This window comes from Bacillus sp. NMTD17, assembly GCF_002998735.1.
GTDB lineage: Bacteria > Bacillota > Bacilli > Bacillales > Bacillaceae > Bacillus.
The window spans coordinates 719,939-736,554 of the sequence record NZ_PVRH01000002.1; the positions used below are offsets into that span (position 1 = coordinate 719,939).

Genomic DNA, 16,616 nt, shown 5'->3' on the forward strand with positions numbered 1-16,616 from the left:
CTCAAAAAAAATTATGTTGTTGCAGATAGTCCTTTTAAGACATAAAGCTCCAGCGATTCGGCTACCTCTTCTTTTGTTAAAGGCTCGTATCGCTTTTCCCAATCAAAAATCAGTGCAATATATAGTTTCACCATCACAAATGCAGTCAATTCAGGATCACAAGGCTTAATGTCGCCTTTATCCATCGCTTCTTGTACTTTCATTTTGATATAGCGAATGATCATCTGCTCCATCTTTTCGATCATTTCCTTGACCGCTGACGTGCCAAGCTCCGCATTTTCCTGAAAAATCTTAATTGTGAGCTGGTGGTTTTTTCGAAATTCTAAAATTGCAAAGAGTGCTAAGTGAAGGTTTTCAGAGAAACTATTCTTCTCATCAATCGCCTCATCCGCAATTTTCCTCATCTCTAGTAAAAGGGATGTGAAAATTTCATCGAACAACTCTTCTTTGTTTTTGAAAAATGTATAAATGGTACCTTTCCCGACGTTGGCAAGCTTCGCCACGAGGTCCATTGTGGTCGCTTTATACCCGAATTGAGTAAATGCCTTCGTCGCACCATCTAAAATCATTTGTCTCCTATCAACACTCATGATCTCACTCCCGAAATGACTATTTGAACGTTTTGGTCATTAAGTACAGAAAGTAATATACCATATCCCTTTCCCCGGATGCAACAACTTTGTTCACATTTATGATTCCCAACTCTTTTCGAATGATTCGAACATGAAAAACTCCCTTTCCATGACAGAAAAGGGAGTTGTTTTTTATGAAAATAGATACGATACAGCTTCTGAGATGGCGGCTTTTCCTTGATCAATACAATCAGGGATTCCAACACCTTCAAAAGCAGCACCTGTGATATAAACACCAGGATATGATTGCTTAAACGTTTCTCGCATGTTCGAAATAGCTTTTTGATGACCGACGTGATATTGCGGCATACTGGTCTTCCAGCGAGTCACTGTCGTCAATTCTGGATCTGCTTTAATATCCATGATTCTCTTTAAATCTTCAAGCACGATGCTGACGATTTGACTGTCTGACTGCTCGACAATCGATTCGTCGCCAGCTTTTCCGACATACGCACGCAATAGCGTTTTTCCTTTCGGAGCTGTATGCGGCCATTTTTTGTTTGTCCATGTACAGGCCGTAATAGAGAAATCACTGTTTCTTGAGATGACAAAACCAGTGCCGTCATATTCATTATGAACATCCTCTTCTTTAAAACCGAGTGCTACCGTTGCAACAGAAGTAGAGGTCATGTCATGCAAATACTCAAGCCCTGCTTCTTTAGGAAACATGGAATAGATCGATTGATGCGGAGTCGTGACAATGGTTGAATCGGCAAAAAGCGTTTGACCGCTGTCTAATTGCACACCATAGCCTCCCTCTGTTTTTTCAATCTGCTTCACTTTTGTCCCTTTATACACCGTTGTCAGCTTGAGCTTACTTTCTACTGCTTCCACAAGCGACTGCAGTCCTTGATTGATCGTTTGGAACTGTCCTTGTTTTTTCGCAGTCACTTGCTGTGCTTTCGCATGCTGCTGTGATTTTTTCATCCCAAGAATCAAACTGCGATGCTGCTGTTCTGTTTGATAAAATTGCGGGAAGGTGGACATTAAGCTCAGGCGGTCAATATCCCCTGCGTAAATGCCTGATAGAAGCGGCTCGATTAAATTCTCAACGACCTCATCACCCACACGTCTTCTAAAAAATTCACCAAGCGACTGATCTTCGGTCTGCTTGCTTTTTGGCAACACGAAATCCATCGCCGCTCTCGCTTTTCCCGCAACTGAAAAAAGACCAGTTGTAATAAATGGGCTGATTTGAGTTGGAATACCCATCACAGCACCCTTTGGCATCGGATGAAGGGTTTCGTTGACTAGTACATACGCTTGCCCAGTTTCATTATTGACGAGCTGATCGGACAGACCGACATCCTTAGCCAGCTGCGGTCCACTGACTTTTCTTTCTAAAAATGAATCAGGTCCACGTTCGATGATGTAGCCGTCTTTATATAATGTTTGTATTTTTCCACCTAGCCTAGGGCTCGCTTCAATAAGAGATATTTGAATCGGAAGACCTTTTTCTTCGACTTCCTTTTCCAAATAGAAGGCGGCGGCTAAACCAGTGATGCCACCGCCAATGATGACAAGGTGTTTTTGATTGTCATACATAGGATCGCCTTCTTTTATATGATTACTTGCTTTCGTCAAGCTTCTTTAATACGACTGTTGCCAGAGCATCAATAAATGCTGGTTTCGCATTTGGCATTTCTGGACGATAGTAGGCTGCACCAATTTCATCTGTCACGACTTTACATTCATAATCGTTGTCGTATAACACTTCAAGATGATCAGCGACAAAACCAACAGGCACATACACGAATGTTTGGTAGCCTTTTTGTTCAAATAAATCCCGCGTTAAGTCTTGCACGTCTGGTCCAAGCCATGGATCCGGCGTGTTGCCTTCACTTTGCCAGCCAATTTCATAGTGTTCAATTCCCGCACCTTCCGCAATCATTTTGGCCGATTGTGCGAGCTGATCAGGATATGGATCTCCTGCTGCAATAATTTTTTCAGGCAGACTGTGTGCAGACACAATAAGTACCGCGGAATCTCGTTCCTCTTGACTCATTGATGCATACGTATCCTTCACTTGTTTCACCCAATAGTCCACAAACTTCGGCTCATCGTACCAGCTTTCAACAGACGTAATCTGTAAATTGCCCAGCTTGTCTGCCTCATCTTGTGCACGTTTGTTATACGATTTCACACTAAAGGTTGAGAAATGCGGCGCAAGAACGATACTCACAGCTTCTGTAATGCCGTCCTTGTGCATTTCAGCAACTGCATCCTCAATGAAAGGCTCGATATGTTTTAAGCCAATGTAGACATGAAATTCAATGTCGTCTTGAATGTCATTCAAGTGCTCACACAAACCATTTGCCTGCTGCTCTGTAATTTTTGATAAAGGAGAAATACCGCCGATTGCCTTGTAGCGATCCTTTAAATCTTGCAGCATTTCTGGCTCCGGCTTTCTGCCTCTACGAATATGTGTATAATAACGCTCAATGTCTTCTTCTTTATATGGGGTGCCATATGCCATGACAAGAAGCCCCATTTTCTTTTTCTCCACAACCAACACTCCTTCAGATCATTTGAAATAGTTTAGATGGATGTTTTTTTATGTTTAGCTGAATAGTCGTGAATAAAATCGGTCAGCTTCTTTAACGTATCTGGTGAAACATCTGGAAATACCCCATGACCTAAGTTAAAGATGAAGTGATCTGATTTCATCCCTTGATCTAAAATATCTTTTGCTCTCTCTTCAATGACTTCCCAAGGAGAAAGTAAGATCGTTGGATCAAGATTCCCTTGTAACGTTTTTGTGAGCCCTTCTTTTCGAGCCTCGTCTACACTCATACGCCAATCCAGTCCAACGACATCTAGCGGCAGGTCATGCCAATCTTTCACCAGATGGCTTGCCCCAACTCCGTACATGATCATTGGTACATTTTCACTCTTCAACTCTGTGAAAATTCGCTGCATGACAGGTTTAATGAATGTCCGGTAATCTGCTGCATTTAAAGCACCAACCCATGAGTCAAAGATTTGAAACGCACTGATCCCTGCTTCTACCTGCGCACGTATGTACGTGATCGTCATATCAGCTAATTTGTTCATGAGCAGCATCCATGTCTCAGGCTCACTGTACATCAGCGCTTTTGTTTTATGATAGTTTTTAGATGGGCCGCCTTCAATCATATAGCTTGCCATCGTAAATGGTGCACCGGCAAAACCAATGAGCGGTACATTCAGCTGCTCCTTCGTTAAAAGCTGAATGGTATCAAGCACATATGGCAGGTCTTCTTCAGGATGAAGCTCCCCAAGACGTTCAATATCTGCTTTTGTCCGAATCGGTGAATCAATCACAGGTCCAATTCCATTTTTAATTTCAACGTCCACTCCAATAGCCGGAAGCGGGGTCATAATATCTTTATATAAAATAGCGGCATCTACACCATATTGTTCTACAGGAAGTCTTGTTACATAAGCACATAACTCTGGCTGATGCGTAATTTCAAATAGCCCGTATTTTTCTTTAAGGGCACGATATTCAGGCTGTGAGCGTCCTGCCTGTCTCATATACCAAACTGGTACATGGTCTGTTTTTTCCCCTTTGCACGCCTTTAAGAACGTGTCATTAAAAGCCTTCGTTTTTCCCATTACCTTTCATTCCACCTTTCGCCTTACACGCTCTTTGTATAAGGCTCAAACACTGCTTTTACTATACCGCTTTTTCAAGGCACGGTATACTAAAGCGGCTCAATGTTCAAAAATTCGCCGAATATTAACGTCCAAAAGCCTCTGGCTTGACATACGGACTGCCTTCTCCTTCTTCTTGCGTTTGGGTATTATATGGAACAACCTTATACTCCGCATCTGAAAACACGTTGGCATACGGCATTGTGTAGCTGCCCACGCCTGTCACTGAATCGATCAGCGTCTCGTTTCCATTTCTCTTCTCATAAATACGGTATTCAACCCGTTTATCCTCCTGCTTGTCCCAAGAAAGCTCTAATGTAAACAATCCTTTGATTTTAAACGCATAGCGGGCTTCAAATCCTGAAAGTCCCTCTAAATGGATTGGCGATTGAAGTTCTTTAATTCCCTCTGGTTTTTCAAACGTTTCATTGGTGATTTGGGCTGTCGTTAAAATATCTTTAAACAGCTGCACTGGGTATTGACTGCCGCCAGTTAAATAGTGACTGTTATCGGTTGTGTCATACCCCATCCAGATCGCACCCGTTGTACTAGGCGTATAGCCGGCAAACCAAGCATCTTTTGTTGCACCTTTCACACCTGAATATGTGGTCGTGCCTGTTTTACCTGCTAAATCTCCAGCATATGAACCGCTCTGGGCTGTTCCGCCTTTGACGACTTGCTGCAGCATTCTTGTCATATTCCAAGCATTCTGCACGCTAAACACTCGTTCTGGCTTACTGCGATTCTTCTCTACCGTTTCTCCTTCATCATTGGTGATTTTTTGAATGAAGAAAGGCTTTTTATATACGCCTTCATTTGCAAATGTGTGGAAAGCTCCAGCGATTTGAAGTGGAGAAACCCCTTTTTCTAAGCCGCCAAGTGCCATGGCAAGTCCTTTATCCGAAATCTCCATTCCCATTTTCTCGAGATATGATTTCGAGGTATCAATACCAAGCTCGCTTAATGTCCACACCGCAGCTGTATTCTTACTTTTCATGAGCGCATCCACCATTGTGACCCTGCCTTCATACTGCCCATCGTAATTCTTTGGTGAATAGCCGTCATAGCTTTTTTCTTTGTCTTCAAGCAGGGAATAAGGTCGGAATTTTTTCTCCTGCATTGCCGGACCATATACCGCGATCGGCTTGAAAACAGATCCAGGCTGTCTAACAGCGGTCACCCTGTTATAGCCCCTCGCTTGATATTCTCGTCCTCCAATCGCTGCTTTTACTCCGCCAGACTCATTATCAATAAAGATGGCACTGCTTTCAGGAGAACCGCTTTTTCCCGGGAAATAACGGTTGTTTTTCATCGCATCGTAAGCGACCTTTTGCAGATTCATATCGATCGGAACTGTAATGGTATAACCACCTTGAAGCAATTGCTCATGTGAAATGGCATACTCTGATTCTGCCTCCTTAATGATGAGATCGACATAGCTGTCGACCCAAGGCGTTTCTGATTTCTTTTTCAAATGAATGCCTAGTGTTCTCCCTTTTGCTTCTACTGTTTCTGTTGATGATAAATATCCTTGCTCATTCATTAAATTAAGGATGGTGTCCCGCCTTTGTTTATTTTTATCAGGGTGTAAAACAGGCGAGTAAGTAGACGGCGCTTTTGGCATCGCAGCGAGTGTAGCCCCTTCGCTGACAGTTAAATCTTTCACATCTTTACTAAAGTAATAATTGGCTGCTGCCTGAATACCGTAGACGCCATGACCGAAGTAAAGCTGATTCAGATACATCTCGAGCAGTTTATCCTTTGAATAATCTCTTTCTAAATTAATGGCAATAATGACTTCTTTTGTTTTTCGAAGAAAGGTTTTGTCATTTGTGAGAAAAATATTTTTTGCGAGCTGCTGAGTGATTGTACTGCCGCCCTCTACCTTTCCTCCTGCTAATATATCTCGATAAACCGCCCTTGAAATTGACTGTGCATCAATACCATGATGCTCATAAAATCGTTTGTCCTCGACAGCCACAAAAGCTTTCGCTACTTTATCAGGTACCTCCTTTAATGAGACAGGGTCCCGATTTTCTGAATACATACTTGTAAGTTCTTTTCCATTCTGATCAATGATTTGGGATGAAGCGTGAAAAACAAGCTTCTTTTCATCTATGACATAATGTCCTAAAAATAAAATGGTCAGATAGCCAATAAATGAAAGTACGATGGTACTTCCTGCAATGACTAATGGAATGATTATCTTCTTTTTCTTCAAATTAGGTCACCTCATTCCTTTATACGGATAGTATGGGATGTATTGCTTCATAATATGTTTTATGGATTGACTACCAAAGAATTATATATCATTCTTTTGTTATACTATCAAGCAGGAGGCGGTTTAGATGAATGTCTATATCACATATGGAACAGCAGATTTCTTGCATAAAATCACAAAGAAACACGATCAGGAAAATCTGCTTTATATGGTCGGAAAAGAACAAGCAGCTCTTTTCCATGAGACGGAGGGCGAGACTGTTTTTAAAGCCCCTCATGCCTATGATGTGATTTATGCGAAAGGTGAGCTAGTCCAATCTGGCTTCGTCACCTTGAATCATATCCCTGTGAAGCTTGAAAGCAGAGCACTTTTTGAATCTACTTTTCAGAAGAAGACGAACATCTCGGAACATCAGCGGGGCTTCCAGGCTCTTCGAGTGTTAAGACCGAAAAAAGATGAAGAAGTGTATTTGATTATGACACTTTGGGAATCAGAGGACTTATTTGAAGACTTTCAAGAATCAGAAGCGTTCTTTCAGCCAAACGAGGATACTGGCTCCATCTTCTCTCGTCCTGCTTTTCTCACATCCTATCATGCCGTTACAGACAATTAAGGAAGTGCTGAAAGCAGCACTTCTTTTTTTCATGAAAAAAAGCCCAATAGCTGGGCTTTTCATTTTATCGTCGTGATGTCAGCTCGTACCGATGAATGATCGGCTGAAGCACATAAAAATTCAATAGTATCCATCCTAATAAGATCGGCCACTTCAACATAGGTGAAGCACCTTTCAATTGAATGAGCATCACCAATAGCGGAATCAAGCAGATCATGAAAAAACTCATCTTGGAGACAAAGGTTTCTTTGACTTGATGACGACAGCTTGGACACATCATCATTTTCGTATGTGATAATTGAAACTTTTCAACGAAAGAAAATGCTTTTGAACAATTTGGACAGCTTCCCAACACGATTCCTCCCTTTCCCCGCTTCATATCAACTTCGACTTTTATGTAAAATGACCTTTTGATGCAGCATGCGAAATCCTCTTCTGTTGAAAGATTCTAACAATTACCATACAATCAGTAAAAGAGCATGAAGGAGGTTTTCGACTCAATGACAATATCCACTTTACAAAAAAGCATTAATGAACGTCTTGATGAACATTATGAGGAAATGGTTGAAATTAGACGCCATCTCCACATGAATCCTGAACTTTCTTTCCAGGAAGAAGAAACAGCCGCTTTCATCGCCAACTACTATGACACATTACATATACCAACACGTACACAGGTGGGCGGCCATGGTGTACTCGCCTTTATCGAAGGAGCTTCTCCGGGGCCGACGATTGCCCTCAGGGCTGATTTTGATGCACTTCCCATCCATGATGAAAAGGAAGTGCCTTACAAATCAACAAAGCCAGGTGTGATGCATGCATGCGGGCACGATGGGCACACAGCGACACTACTTGTCTTAGCGAAAATCTTGAATGAGCACCGCGATCAATTAAAAGGGAAAATCGTCCTCATTCATCAGCACGCAGAAGAATATGCGCCAGGCGGTGCAAAACCAATGATTGAAGACGGCTGCTTAGACGGTGTCGATGTCATATTCGGTACGCACCTTTGGTCTCCAGAGCCTTGTGGCACCGTTCTTTATAAAAGCGGGAACTTTATGGCAGCCGCCGACCGCTTCTCTATTCGAGTTCAGGGGAAAGGCGGACACGGCGCACAGCCTCACTTAACGAAAGATGCCGTACTCATCGGTTCACAAATCGTCGCAAACCTGCAGCAAGTCGTTGCCCGTAAAGTCAATCCAGTTGATTCTGCTGTTGTATCTGTTGGAGGTTTTGTGGCAGAGAATGCTTTTAACGTCATTGCAGATTCAGCTGTTTTAACTGGTACTGCACGATCCTTTGAAGAAAGTGCACGACACACCATCGAACGAGAAATTGAACAGGTCGTGAAAGGGGTGTGCGACATGCATGATGCCGACTACACATATGAATATGTGAGAGGATATCCTGCTGTTAAAAATCATCCAAAGCCGACTGAATATATTGCTGACATCGCAAAACAGACAGAAGGTGTCACAGAAGTAAAAGAAGCGGAAACCCAAATGGGTGGAGAAGATTTTGCTTACTACCTTCAGCATGTCCCTGGTACCTTCTTTTACACAGGCGCCATGCCTGAAAACAGCCAAGACGTGTATCCCCATCATCACCCAAAATTTGATATCAACGAAAAAGCAATGCCTGTCGCAGCAAAGGTACTCGCCCGTGCCGTCCTTTCCTACGATGAATGAAAAAAAAGCCGCTCTCGCCAGCGGCTTTAGATTATTGACAAAGGGCTAAAATGATTTTTATTTTAGCCCTTTGTCTTCTTTTCAGTGTGATAGAAAACCTTTGAAGTCTAGGAAGGACGAGTACCGGAGCGGAGCGAATTGAACATTCGTGAGCACCGGAACGCAGCCCTGACAACGAATGCGAGGGTTTGTCTACACGCTGATGCCGCTGTCGCCAGCGGCTTTTCTATTTCATTTCTTTCAACACTCGTAAGTGAAACACATGACGAGCGACATCTCCGAGCTGTCCTGTCAGCTGATGATTTGCCACACCGCCAACAGCGGCTCCGACGATCGGCATTAATTGAAATAGCTTCACTAGGTCAATGTAATCTCGATACTCCTGCTGAAAGCTGTACCAATCCATTTCCTCGCAGCTCGTTTCCCAATCATCTATGATGTTCATCATTTTTTGACGATGTGCACTGCCGGAAAAGGCGAGTTGAAATATACAGAGCAAAAAGAGTCTTTCTTCTTTTTGAGACAAATCAAAGCCATAAATACATGCCAGCTCATAAAGACATTTCATCTTAATGCTAAGCAGCAGCGGAAAGTCTGCCATACCGAGCAATATACCACCTGCACCTGTTCCAATTCCTTCGATCGCAGCTGCCTTTTGATAGTACTTCACTTTCTCCTTTGCCAGTTCATTTCGCTCGATGATAGATAATTGCTCATCAATCACCGAAAATGAAGTGAAGTGCGATCCTGATACGGTGGATTCAACCATTGTTTTGACCGCACTTGTGATGACTTGATGAAATCGAGCAGGGATTCGGCGGTTCACCTGCTGCTGAACTCCTTTTGAAAACCGTTCGATCTTCGAAGGTTTTCTTAAAAAACGCGTTTGAAAAAAAATGGCTTCTTCATACAACTCCCGTTCAGCTGCATTCATCCGGACCCCTCCTTGATGTCATCATACGCTTGCTGTCAGAAACATATCTCCGCTTATCTCATCTTTTTTAATCGACTGAGTACGTAAGGCTTGAAGAGGACAAGTACAAATGCCAGCGAAATCAGAAGGGCAAGTCCACTTCCCTGCCATCCTCCTGCCGGGAGTACTGCACAGCTCAGCAATATCGATTGAATAATAAGCACATTACGAACGAGAACAAAAAAGCTCCGATCCTTTTCTTGCTGAGCAACTGGATAAAGTGCCTGTAATGAAAGATGGGAAAAGTGCTTCGTTAACGGCACAAGCTGTACACCTGTGATAAACACGGTGAACAAGACAAGCAGCGCACCCACCCAGCCTGCTGCACCTGTATACAAAATAATCAGCACAAACACGGCGGTTAGCCTAAACACGAGACCAAAATAGTCATTTGAACGTAAAAACGCCCTCACATACATGTAAGAAAAAGTTTTACGCTGGTCATACGGAACAAACTGCAAGAGCCAGTCCATGTATGCTCTTCTTTTCACCTGTTTCTTTAAATGAGGCACATCTGTAAATAAGTTTGCCAGACGATAAAAGCGCTGTTTTCGTTTTAATTCGTCAGAAATATGCAATTCCCATTGAAAAGGCTGTTTTTTTACTGCATTGGTTAAGTAAACGAGATAGACACCATAGATCAGATAAAAAACGATTGCGATTGCATAGGATGCCTGTAAAACGGTATATACCAAAATCATATTCAATAGAAAACGAAGGACTGCATCAAGCCATCTGATCTGTTTTCCTTGAAAATAAGTGATCCTCCATTGAATTGCTGTATTCACACCCTTGATCAAAATCATTTGCGCCAATATCAGCACATACATCTTGAGGCCGCCTGAAGACACCGCAGAATAAAGCGGAAGTGCAACAATGGATACGGCAATAAGAGGAAACAGCTGAGAAATGAAGCTAAAATTAAAAGCTTGTTTTAAATAAGGCTCCATCTTCCCTTCCAAGGGAAGCAAAAACACGAGATCTGCTTCTTTGATCAACGTACGCACGTAAGAGCTTGTCAGCACCAATGAAAAAACAACTGCCATGACCCAGTAGGATGGGAAGTGAGCCGGAATCTGTTTGAGCCAGTTACTATACCAGCTCGCTCCGCCTGCAAGAAAAAAAATGAGCACAATGACAAGATGATCATTGAACATGTATTTTAAATATTTTCTTGTATCTTGCATGTGTTCCTCTAATCGGGATTTCCAAATGGTTTGCGTCATTTTACTCATAGCTTTCTTCCTTTGTTAATTCCAAATAAAGATCATCGAGTGTCGCATCTCTCATATTGAACTGTTCTCTCAGCTCTGTCAGTGTTCCTTTCGCTCTGATTTCCCCTTCGTGCAAAATAATAAAGGAATCACAATAGCGCTCAGCTGTCGCCAAAATATGCGTCGACATCAGGACACTTGCGCCGTTTTTCTTCGCAGCATTCATCCGTTCAAGAAGTGCATTAATCGCAAGAGGATCAAGCCCTAAAAACGGTTCATCGATGATATACAGTTCTGGTTCAACAAGGAATGCACACATAATCATGACCTTCTGTTTCATTCCTTTTGAAAAATGAGCAGGGAACCATTTCAAACGTTTCTCCATTCGAAATTCTTTCAGCAATGACGGCAGACGTTCATCTAATTGTTCCTTTGACAGACCGTAAGCCATCGCTGTCAGCTCTAAATGCTCTTTTAAGGTTAATTCTTCATATAATACAGGTGTTTCTGGAATAAACGTAAATTGCGAACGATACGCCTCTTGATCGTCTTGAAGAGTTCGTCCATTCAATTCAATGACACCTTTATGCGGTTTCATGAGCCCGATGATATGGCGAATGGTTGTGCTTTTCCCCGCCCCGTTTAAGCCGATGAGACCGACGATTTGATTTCTTTCTAATTCAAATGAGATATTTTTTAGAACGGGATTCTTCGTATATCCACCCGTTACATCTTTTACAGTGAGAAGGGACATGAATTCGTTCCTTTCTTTCTTTTTTCCTTTATAGTAACAAAAACGAAAGGTAATTTGAAATGTTTACCTTAATCGCGGCATGAATAAAAAATAGGCGCTTTGGTCATCATAATGTATGTAGAAGAAATGAACTTGATGACCAATAAGTAAATGAGGTGTTTGTTAAAGGCAAAGAACCGCATGACAAGTTGGTTTTTCATCTAAAAACCTTAGCTTCTGTTTTGCTTCACTGATTCTTGATTTTTGTGTCCTATACAATATGTATACGACAAACCAAAACGTCAAATGAGGTGTTTACGGCAGAAATAGCAGGCATACGAATTCTTTATTTCAGTAAATAGAGAATTCAAAAGGCATATCGAATGAAAGCATCAGCATTTCTTCTGCAGGAGCAGGATGAGCGACCAAAGGAGTTCGCTTGTCCTGTTTTCTTTTTTGCTTCTTTTTGTGATACGATGAAGGAAAATGAATGAGGAGTGACATGACGTGAGCGATTGTATTTTTTGCAAGATCATTGATGGAGACATTCCATGTGCAAAAGTATATGAAGACGAGCATGTATTGGCTTTTCTAGATATTAGCCAAGTAACAAAAGGACATACCCTTGTAATCCCGAAAATACATAAAGAAAATATCTACGAGATGACACCAGAAGTGTCTAATCACTACTTCCAAGCGATTCCGAAAATTGCAAGAGCAATCAAACAGGAATTTGAACCAATTGGGTTAAACCTTCTAAACAACAACGGCGAAAAAGCCGGACAATCTGTGTTCCATTACCATATGCATATCATTCCGCGCTACGGAAAAGGCGATGGCTTTGGTGCTGTATGGAAATCACATCAAGAGCAATACACGTCAGAGGATTTAAAAGATATTTCTTCTGCCATCCACACGCGGCTTACCTCATCTTAATAGATGAGGTTTTTCTTATTTCTGCCCCTTTTTATCGCTTTCAACTCTTAATAGTAAGATATTTAAAACGATTCAAATTTTTCGTCCAATTGCTTCAAATTTGTGATAGGATGGTTTTATCTTTTGATCCATTAACGCGAGAAATAGGGAGAGATTGTGATGAAGCGAACGACGAATTTTAATGCTGGTCCGGCGGCACTGCCGCTAGAAGTGCTTCAAAAAGCACAGGAAGAACTTGTTGATTTTAAACAAACTGGGATGTCTGTGATGGAGCTGTCTCATCGCAGCGGTGAATATGAAGAAGTCCACAATAAGGCAAAAGCACTGTTGGTGGAACTGATGGACATTCCAGAAGATTACGAAGTCCTCTTTTTACAGGGCGGAGCTAGTCTTCAATTTGCGATGATTCCTATGAACTTCTTACATGAAGGCGAAACGGCTCATTTCATTCAAACAGGCGCTTGGTCAGAAAAAGCATTATCAGAAGCAAAAGGGTTTGGTGAAACATCTGTGTTTGCTTCAAGTGAAGACGACAACTACTCGTATATTCCAGAAGTAGATGCCTCCGGTTTAACAGATGGCGCTTACTTACACATCACATCAAACAATACGATCTTCGGCACTCAGTGGAAAACGTTCCCTGGTACATCATTACCGCTTATTGCAGATATGTCCAGTGATATTCTCAGCAAAAAAATCGATGTTTCTCAATTTGATTTCATTTATGCTGGGGCACAAAAAAACTTAGGGCCTTCTGGTATCACGATTGTGATCGCGCGCAAACGTTTATTAGAGAAAGAGAAAAGCAGCACACCGAAAATATTAAAATATTCAACACACGCAAAAGCCAACTCTCTTTATCACACACCACCGACTTTTGCGATTTATATGCTGTCTCTTGTCCTTGAGCATGTCAAACAGGCTGGCGGCGTAGAAGCAGCGGAAAAACGCAATGAACAAAAAGCAGGCATTCTCTACGACACAATTGATCAAAGCGGCGGTTTTTACAAAGGACACGCACGCACTGACAGCCGTTCGCATATGAATGTCACGTTTACCCTTCGTGATGATGCGCTCACTGCTTCCTTTGTAGAGAAAGCAAAGCAGGAACAAATGGTTGGACTTGCCGGCCACCGTTCTGTCGGTGGATGCAGAGCATCTATTTACAATGCGGTATCGATTGAAGACTGCCAAAAGCTTGCGGACTTTATGAAAAAGTTCCAGCAAGAAAATGAGTAAAAAAGCTTTTCTATAGAGAAATAAATTTGTTATAATAACGAGAAATATAAAGTGATGACTCTTGCAATAAATGATGAGCCATATTATTGAAGAGTCCTAAGAGCTTAGCAGAGGAGAGCATAGAAATGAAAACAAAAGAATTAGTGATTATGTCATTGCTTGCAGCAATGGGAGCTGTTTTGCATACGATTTTCCCGCCCATCTTTTTCGGAATGAAACCTGATATGATGCTGGTCATGATGTTTTTAAGCATCATCCTTTTCCCAAAGGTACAGCATGTAGTGGTTATTGCCCTAGTGACTGGCGTCATTTCTGCATTAACAACGGGTTTCCCAGGCGGACAAATTCCAAATATGATTGATAAACCAGTGACAGCCTTTATCTTCCTAGCCCTTTTCTTATCTTGCTTGAAGATAAAGAACAAAGTGGTGCTGACCGCTGTGTTAACTGCGATTGGAACCATCGTATCCGGCGTGATTTTCCTATCTGCCGCTTTACTGATTACTGGACTGCCAGCTGCATTACCGGCACTTCTTGTGGGCGTTGTCCTTCCAGCAGCCGTGATTAATACCATTGCCATGGTATTTGTCTTCCCAATTGCTCAGTCCATTCTAAGGCGTGCAAGAATGATAGAAGTTGCTTAACGAATAATCGAACCTCTTCATAATAGATGAAGAGGTTTTTTCATGCTTTTATAAAAGAAAAAGGGTCAGCAGCAAAATGAGGAGCGAAATCCCTGCACCTGCCGCACACACAAGTGCTTTTTGCTTTAATACATGTTTTGGCGGATAAGACCCTGCATACCCCAGCTGTCTTGCATAATGAATAGAACCACCTGTAAAAACGACACCGATACACGTAAAAACGAACAGAAAGACAGACAACCTTCTCCCCTCCCTTTTCTTCAAAAGTATGCTAAAATAAAGCAAGCTATGTATGGAAGTTCAATGAAGCTGATCGTCAGCTCAGAGAGAACATGCGAATGTGTAAAATTTGACTAGAGGTGATTTGAATGGCTAGTGGACGTTCTTTATTAACAGGATTATTTGTAGGCGGTCTCCTCGGAGGTGCGGCAGTGCTCCTGACGACTCCCTCTTCTGGCAGAGATGTGCGCGGAAAGATGAAAGACGGCTATGACAAATTCGAAGATACGCTGACAAGATTAAAAAGAGATGGACAAGCTTTAAAAGAGCAAATTGTTGAAACAGCAAAAGAAAGCGCAGAGGTCATTAAAGAAGTCGGAACTGAATTACAAGCATCGATTCAGCAATGGCGCGAAGAAATCAAACCTCACCAGCAGGACTTGCAAAAGGAAATTCAGGAAATTGAGGAAAAGCTCAAACAACTGGAGAAAACCTTACAAAACTAATATACTCACGAAAAAATATTCGTTTACAAAAGTGTGCGGGGTGCGTATCCCGCACTTTTTTTGTTGAAAAAAGGTTATTTTGTCAATGTTTTTCATGAGTTTTAAAAATTCTTGAATTTTCAGCTTTATTAATCTTTATTTTATTGGCATAATAGAATTACAAGAAAAAGAGAAGTAGGTGAAATGGATGAATCATTCGGAACAGCCTTTCGATGTAAAAGAAGCACTTTTATTCAGTCAAAGAATGGCCCAATTGAGCAAAGCTCTTTGGAAATCCATTGAAAAGGACTGGCAGCAGTGGATCAAACCGTATAACCTAAATATCAATGAACATCATATTTTGTGGATTGCGTATCAATTAAAAGGAGCTTCAATATCAGAAATTGCAAAGTTTGGCGTCATGCATGTATCAACGGCGTTTAACTTCTCCAAGAAACTGGAGGAACGAGGATTTTTAAAATTTTCTAAAAAGTTAAACGATAAACGCAATACGTATATTGAGCTAACGCCAAAAGGCGAAGAGACATTCCATAAACTACTTGAAGATTATGACCCGGCACGAACTGGTATTGTCAAAGGCGCACAGCCGCTTCATGACATTTACGGAAAGTTCCCTGAGATTTTAGAAATGATGTGTATTATCCGAAACATCTATGGTGAGGATTTCATGGAGATTTTTGAGAAATCGTTTTCAAACATTGAGAAGGACTTTTTGAATGAGCGAGGAAAAGTCACGAAAAAGCCTGAGGAACTTGAAGACTCAGCTGATGCAGCAGAAAAAGCGGCTAAAGCAAATCAAATTGTTTAATGATCTTTATAAATTCATTCATTAACGGCTGAAACAGCCCTTGATCATGCAATGCAAATATCGTCTCATGCACATCCAGCTTTTCAATTAACTGTCCTGCAAAAAGCGCAAGCATATCGTCAAACATGACGTAGCCTTGTGCTTTTTGCTTGTCCATTTCCTCTGAAAGCTCAGCACAAATACGCTCAATTTCCTTCGCCTCTTCTTTCGATACCCGCTGCCTGATCAATAATGCATAATATGGATAACGGCTCATATCGGTCGCCGTCAGCAAAAGTTCCATATAATATTCGAGCTGGCTCATTCGTTCCTCAATACTCATGTACGTTCCCTCTTTCTCTTAGTCTTTCTATTTTAGCCGAAATTACTCATTGACGAAAGAGACGAACCTCCCTCTTCTGTCTTTTTTTCTTGAAAAACCCAAAGTTTCCTCTCTTTATTCCATATGAAGGCAACATTTTATTTTTTTTCAACAAAACCATTGATTTTTATCCTCAGGAAGAGTAAATTATCTTGAGATATTCAATTAGTTTTTTAAGATTGGAAGGATGAAA

Annotated in this window: 18 protein-coding genes; 7 read left to right on the top strand and 11 right to left on the bottom strand. The window is 41.6% G+C overall.

From position 1 onward, the window contains the following. Nucleotides 1–11 precede the first annotated feature (11 nt). The 5 genes from C6347_RS08790 to C6347_RS08810 form a co-directional block, all read right to left on the bottom strand. Nucleotides 12–590, bottom strand: a complete 579-nt coding sequence (locus C6347_RS08790; RefSeq protein WP_034620016.1) for a TetR/AcrR family transcriptional regulator — start codon at nucleotides 588–590, stop codon at nucleotides 12–14. A 174-nt stretch (nucleotides 591–764) separates the two neighbouring features. Continuing rightward, a complete protein-coding gene (hemY, locus tag C6347_RS08795) occupies nucleotides 765–2,177 on the bottom strand; it encodes a protoporphyrinogen oxidase (RefSeq protein WP_106036611.1) in 1,413 nt (470 codons plus the stop codon). A gap of 22 nt (nucleotides 2,178–2,199) precedes the next feature. Next, a complete protein-coding gene (gene hemH, locus C6347_RS08800) occupies nucleotides 2,200–3,138 on the bottom strand; it encodes a ferrochelatase (RefSeq protein WP_034663560.1) in 939 nt (312 codons plus the stop codon). A 32-nt stretch (nucleotides 3,139–3,170) separates the two neighbouring features. Further along, nucleotides 3,171–4,229: a uroporphyrinogen decarboxylase gene (hemE, locus tag C6347_RS08805; RefSeq protein WP_106071586.1), complete on the bottom strand. Its 1,059-nt coding sequence runs from the start codon at nucleotides 4,227–4,229 to the stop codon at nucleotides 3,171–3,173. A gap of 124 nt (nucleotides 4,230–4,353) precedes the next feature. Beyond that, nucleotides 4,354–6,489: a transglycosylase domain-containing protein gene (locus tag C6347_RS08810; protein WP_060595925.1), complete on the bottom strand. Its 2,136-nt coding sequence runs from the start codon at nucleotides 6,487–6,489 to the stop codon at nucleotides 4,354–4,356. A 127-nt stretch (nucleotides 6,490–6,616) separates the two neighbouring features. On the opposite strand from C6347_RS08810, the gene C6347_RS08815 reads away from it, so the two are divergent. After that, on the top strand, nucleotides 6,617–7,102 hold the full coding sequence (locus C6347_RS08815; RefSeq protein ID WP_060595924.1) for an antibiotic biosynthesis monooxygenase family protein: 486 nt from the start codon (nucleotides 6,617–6,619) through the stop codon (nucleotides 7,100–7,102). Nucleotides 7,103–7,166: 64 nt separating this feature from the next. Here the strand turns inward: C6347_RS08815 and C6347_RS19430 are convergent, their stop codons facing one another. Beyond that, on the bottom strand, nucleotides 7,167–7,319 hold the full coding sequence (locus tag C6347_RS19430; protein WP_223249501.1) for a hypothetical protein: 153 nt from the start codon (nucleotides 7,317–7,319) through the stop codon (nucleotides 7,167–7,169). A 283-nt stretch (nucleotides 7,320–7,602) separates the two neighbouring features. Here C6347_RS19430 and C6347_RS08825 point away from each other — a divergent pair, with 283 nt between their 5' ends. Next, nucleotides 7,603–8,790, top strand: a complete 1,188-nt coding sequence (locus C6347_RS08825) for a M20 family metallopeptidase (RefSeq protein ID WP_060595923.1) — start codon at nucleotides 7,603–7,605, stop codon at nucleotides 8,788–8,790. 226 nt (nucleotides 8,791–9,016) lie between these two features. On the opposite strand, the gene C6347_RS08830 is transcribed toward C6347_RS08825, so the two are convergent. The 3 genes from C6347_RS08830 to C6347_RS08840 are packed head-to-tail and all read right to left on the bottom strand — an operon-like array spanning nucleotide 9,017 to nucleotide 11,731. Further along, nucleotides 9,017–9,724, bottom strand: coding sequence for an EcsC family protein (locus tag C6347_RS08830; protein WP_060595922.1), 708 nt, complete (start codon nucleotides 9,722–9,724; stop codon nucleotides 9,017–9,019). Between the two features lie 53 nt (nucleotides 9,725–9,777). Then, on the bottom strand, nucleotides 9,778–10,998 hold the full coding sequence (locus C6347_RS08835) for an ABC transporter permease (RefSeq protein ID WP_060595920.1): 1,221 nt from the start codon (nucleotides 10,996–10,998) through the stop codon (nucleotides 9,778–9,780). Beyond that, the gene (locus C6347_RS08840) at nucleotides 10,991–11,731 is read right to left on the bottom strand and encodes an ABC transporter ATP-binding protein (protein ID WP_003212171.1); all 741 of its coding nucleotides are present in this window, start codon (nucleotides 11,729–11,731) and stop codon (nucleotides 10,991–10,993) included. Before C6347_RS08840 ends, C6347_RS08835 begins: the two co-directional genes overlap by 8 nt. A gap of 486 nt (nucleotides 11,732–12,217) precedes the next feature. On the opposite strand from C6347_RS08840, the gene C6347_RS08845 reads away from it, so the two are divergent. The 3 genes from C6347_RS08845 to C6347_RS08855 all read left to right on the top strand — a co-directional run bounded on the left by C6347_RS08845 (nucleotide 12,218) and on the right by C6347_RS08855 (nucleotide 14,529). Next, on the top strand, nucleotides 12,218–12,646 hold the full coding sequence (locus C6347_RS08845; RefSeq protein ID WP_034663580.1) for an HIT family protein: 429 nt from the start codon (nucleotides 12,218–12,220) through the stop codon (nucleotides 12,644–12,646). Between the two features lie 159 nt (nucleotides 12,647–12,805). After that, nucleotides 12,806–13,885: a 3-phosphoserine/phosphohydroxythreonine transaminase gene (serC, locus tag C6347_RS08850; protein ID WP_060595918.1), complete on the top strand. Its 1,080-nt coding sequence runs from the start codon at nucleotides 12,806–12,808 to the stop codon at nucleotides 13,883–13,885. Between the two features lie 125 nt (nucleotides 13,886–14,010). Continuing rightward, entirely contained in the window at nucleotides 14,011–14,529 is a 519-nt protein-coding gene (locus C6347_RS08855) for a tryptophan transporter (RefSeq protein WP_024425455.1), read from the top strand. Nucleotides 14,530–14,577: 48 nt separating this feature from the next. Here the strand turns inward: C6347_RS08855 and yhzF are convergent, their stop codons facing one another. Next, the gene (gene yhzF, locus C6347_RS08860; RefSeq protein WP_003211362.1) at nucleotides 14,578–14,769 is read right to left on the bottom strand and encodes a membrane protein YhzF; all 192 of its coding nucleotides are present in this window, start codon (nucleotides 14,767–14,769) and stop codon (nucleotides 14,578–14,580) included. Nucleotides 14,770–14,897: 128 nt separating this feature from the next. On the opposite strand from yhzF, the gene C6347_RS08865 reads away from it, so the two are divergent. Next, nucleotides 14,898–15,254: a YtxH domain-containing protein gene (locus C6347_RS08865; protein ID WP_034663584.1), complete on the top strand. Its 357-nt coding sequence runs from the start codon at nucleotides 14,898–14,900 to the stop codon at nucleotides 15,252–15,254. Between the two features lie 187 nt (nucleotides 15,255–15,441). Further along, nucleotides 15,442–16,062, top strand: coding sequence for an HTH-type transcriptional regulator Hpr (locus C6347_RS08870; protein WP_034663587.1), 621 nt, complete (start codon nucleotides 15,442–15,444; stop codon nucleotides 16,060–16,062). Here C6347_RS08870 and C6347_RS08875 read toward each other — a convergent pair. Then, on the bottom strand, nucleotides 16,040–16,384 hold the full coding sequence (locus C6347_RS08875) for a YhaI family protein (protein WP_034663590.1): 345 nt from the start codon (nucleotides 16,382–16,384) through the stop codon (nucleotides 16,040–16,042). The genes C6347_RS08870 and C6347_RS08875 overlap by 23 nt on opposite strands. Nucleotides 16,385–16,616 lie beyond the last annotated feature (232 nt).

Coding starts and splice junctions, on each gene's coding strand:
- C6347_RS08790 (WP_034620016.1), bottom strand. CDS start 590: ATGAGTGTTGATAGGAGACAAATGATTTTAGATGGTGCGACGAAGGCA.
- hemY (WP_106036611.1), bottom strand. CDS start 2,177: ATGTATGACAATCAAAAACACCTTGTCATCATTGGCGGTGGCATCACT.
- hemE (WP_106071586.1), bottom strand. CDS start 4,229: ATGGGAAAAACGAAGGCTTTTAATGACACGTTCTTAAAGGCGTGCAAA.
- C6347_RS08815 (WP_060595924.1), top strand. CDS start 6,617: ATGAATGTCTATATCACATATGGAACAGCAGATTTCTTGCATAAAATC.
- C6347_RS19430 (WP_223249501.1), bottom strand. CDS start 7,319: ATGATCTGCTTGATTCCGCTATTGGTGATGCTCATTCAATTGAAAGGT.
- C6347_RS08825 (WP_060595923.1), top strand. CDS start 7,603: ATGACAATATCCACTTTACAAAAAAGCATTAATGAACGTCTTGATGAA.
- C6347_RS08830 (WP_060595922.1), bottom strand. CDS start 9,724: ATGAATGCAGCTGAACGGGAGTTGTATGAAGAAGCCATTTTTTTTCAA.
- C6347_RS08835 (WP_060595920.1), bottom strand. CDS start 10,998: ATGAGTAAAATGACGCAAACCATTTGGAAATCCCGATTAGAGGAACAC.
- C6347_RS08840 (WP_003212171.1), bottom strand. CDS start 11,731: ATGTCCCTTCTCACTGTAAAAGATGTAACGGGTGGATATACGAAGAAT.
- serC (WP_060595918.1), top strand. CDS start 12,806: ATGAAGCGAACGACGAATTTTAATGCTGGTCCGGCGGCACTGCCGCTA.
- C6347_RS08855 (WP_024425455.1), top strand. CDS start 14,011: ATGAAAACAAAAGAATTAGTGATTATGTCATTGCTTGCAGCAATGGGA.
- C6347_RS08865 (WP_034663584.1), top strand. CDS start 14,898: ATGGCTAGTGGACGTTCTTTATTAACAGGATTATTTGTAGGCGGTCTC.
- C6347_RS08870 (WP_034663587.1), top strand. CDS start 15,442: ATGAATCATTCGGAACAGCCTTTCGATGTAAAAGAAGCACTTTTATTC.
- C6347_RS08875 (WP_034663590.1), bottom strand. CDS start 16,384: ATGAGTATTGAGGAACGAATGAGCCAGCTCGAATATTATATGGAACTT.